The following is a 2,970-nucleotide window of genomic DNA, read 5'->3' as shown; positions in this document are numbered from 1 at the left end:
TAGCGACTTTGAATGGAACAATGTTCTTATCCCTCGACAACTGAAGCACTGTAAAGTAAACTCACAGGGTTGAATCTAAAAAGAACTCCGATATCCCTAAATGTAGTGGGTATGCGGAGTTATTTATTAACCTATTCGATCGTCTCCTGCGTCGTGCTCGCCATGACTGTCGAAGGCTCTGGGTGATTACCGTCTGTGAATCATTGCATACGTGTAAGGGGTCACATCCGTCTCCTCTATGTACGCTCAAACTTAAAATATAGTAATATACCCATATCATGATAGATCTAAGGAATGGACATTATACGAAAAGATAAATCTTTGAATGTATTAATTTTTGTTTGTTTTGTCCTAATCATGGGATGTTGTAGTTTAGTTTCGTATCTGATTCACGCGAAAATACTCAATCGATCAACAAGGCTATAGAAGCAGGAGAAACACACTTTAAAGAAAAATACAATCTCAACGTTGAATTTACACGCCACAAGTTAAATCCTCCCGATCTCGGGACGGACGTTGGGCTATATGGACATTTGACAGAAGATAAAGATACAGAAGTGTTCCTCCTCATTAACTATGAGACACTTGAAGTCGTCACTGTAGGTGTTCCTGAAGAGATAATTCAAAAATAGGAATCTAACGCCTTAATGATACTATTTCCCACCTCTAATGTGCTTTTCATCAGCCTCATGCATGAAGAGTTGGCGCAATGGACTAGCGTTGTATTGGTAAAATTTACTCATTAAACTGTGTTCTCATCTTTGTTAAAGTGGATAAGCATTATGAAGACAAAGACGGGAGTTTTAATTGACATGAACATTCGCACCAAATCCATCATCGGCCTGCTTTGCGTGACGACATTAGCAGGCGCGTATTTCAGTTATACCGAGCATCAGGATAATCGACAATGGAAGCAGCAACAACAGCGCAATACGCAATACTGGTCGCATATGCAAGCGATCTACCTGCGCGATTTCGACTATGCGCTTGCGGAGGCTCTTGCGGCATCTACGATTGCAGATCGGCAAGCAGCACTTCAATCTGCAATTGAACATGCCAATTTTATCTTGGAATATGTAAGGATCGGATCCGTTACAATGAACTTTACATCTTGGTCCTCGTATGAGTCATTTATCACGGACGGCAGCCGCTACTTGGCCTATCCCGCCAGCGAGAAGGGAATGTCGCTCAACCCGGATCAATTAGAACAAATTCAGCGCTTGAGAACGTTCGCGAGGACCGTCCTACCGTATCTCGAGCAGATGAGAAAGAAAGCTGTTGATTCTTCTTTATCAGATATACAACAGATTTCGACCGAAATGGAAGAGGCCTTGTCTCAACTCGACTCGGTCTTTACGTCCGGCAATAAAGCCTTTAACGAGTTCCTGTACAACCAGAATCCTTACATACCTCTGAAGCCAGGAACCGTGTTCGCCGGGGAAACCACGTACAAGGCTACGGAGCTTGCGGCCAAAGCGAAAATTTTCATGGGCGAGGCTTGGAATAAAGGAGTAGGTAAGCAAATCGTCCACATGTCCTCCGGCGGGATCGGCCCCGAGTTCGGAGAAGTCATGGATTTCAATTTATCGGACACCGATGGGAAACCAACCAGCTCCTATATTGCAACACTGAGTAAAAGCGGACACGTGCTCCAAGTGAGACGCAAGGGCTCGATCTCCGAAAAAGGAGATGTAGAGCAATCTATGGATTTAAAGCAGGTTGTCGAGGTTGCGGACACCTGGATGGCTCGCTGGTCTGACGAACGTCTGACATTAGTAGCGAAAGAGATAAAAGAAACCTCCATTTATCTCACGTATATTCCGGTCCGGGAGCAAGTTTCCATTACACAGATGAAAGTCGTATGGCAATTTGATCGGCGTACCGGTGCGTTAAAGAGCTTTGATGCGTCTAAGTATTTTACCCATTACATTAAAACCTTCCCCATTCACCCGAAGCTTACAGCGGAGCAAGCCTCATCGAAGCTTGGTCCAAAAGTTAACGTTTCGGGTAAGCCAAAGCTGGAGCTCCGCAACGATAAGCTCGTATATGCATTTCCCGTCACTGGGATCGAAGGCGTTTCTCATGTATACATCAACGCCGACACAGGGGCTGGCGAAGGCATTAATTACAACTTATAACCACAATTGAAAAGGCAGCCCCACGAATACCTTTGCTGCGGGCTGCTTTAATTTTTGCGTGTCAATCTTGGCTCACCTTCTTTGTTACTTACTTATGTCACCGAGAGCCCCACATAAAAAATGAGAATCGGTTACCTTCTTAGAGTATTGAACTATCGTTTCCCGTTAGTTTAACGAGTTTTAATAATTTCTTGCCAGTTAGGAGGCAAGTCATAATCCCTAATGTGCTTATACTCAAAAACCACTACTAATCCGGAGTTATCTATACTAAACCTCATCGAGTCGAGTCCAACATCCAAATGAGGTCCTACGTACGGGATTGTTTTAACCTGAACAACAATATGCGAAGAATGATATCTAACGTCTACATCAGTTCCATCCAAAAAAGGCGCAAACGTAGGTGATACAGTTAATTTACTTGTATAGTATTGGTTAATCTGTTCCTGTATTTTTGGAGCTAACAAAGTAAGTACAAGCCGTTTCAATGGTTCATCGTTTGGCTTTGCACAAACGGGCTGTATTGTCAAAAAGAAAATGCTGACTATTAGCAGTGATCCGATACATCTTTTCATTTCTAAAACCCTCATCCTCAGCATTTTTAAGGGTAGCTTTTACTAAATGAAGAGAATTTATTATGTTATCCTGCCCGTTAGCATAATAAAACAGACAAATGTTCTAATCGACTATGGTACCCTATTTTCAATCTTTTCAGCAATGACACTCAGTTCTTGCCTACATCCCATGAACCTGTTTCCTAATATAAAAATCTTTAAATAAGGAAATTGTTTATTTATCTCGCCACATCAGTTCTGTCATAATAATATTAGATAAC

Annotated in this window: 2 protein-coding genes; one reads left to right on the top strand and one right to left on the bottom strand. The window is 42.3% G+C overall.

All coding sequences use genetic code 11. The features are described 5' to 3' along the window. Window positions 1–812: 812 nt before the first annotated feature. Entirely contained in the window at window positions 813–2,138 is a 1,326-nt protein-coding gene (locus AMS66_RS03805; RefSeq protein ID WP_053779519.1) for a PepSY domain-containing protein, read from the top strand. Between the two features lie 170 nt (window positions 2,139–2,308). Here the strand turns inward: AMS66_RS03805 and AMS66_RS03800 are convergent, their stop codons facing one another. Further along, a complete protein-coding gene (locus AMS66_RS03800; RefSeq protein WP_053779518.1) occupies window positions 2,309–2,710 on the bottom strand; it encodes a DUF3888 domain-containing protein in 402 nt (133 codons plus the stop codon). Window positions 2,711–2,970 lie beyond the last annotated feature (260 nt).

This window comes from Paenibacillus xylanivorans (genome assembly GCF_001280595.1).
Lineage (GTDB): Bacteria > Bacillota > Bacilli > Paenibacillales > Paenibacillaceae > Paenibacillus > Paenibacillus xylanivorans.
Note: the sequence above shows the minus strand (reverse complement) of the source record. Positions and strands in the feature narration are given on the sequence as shown.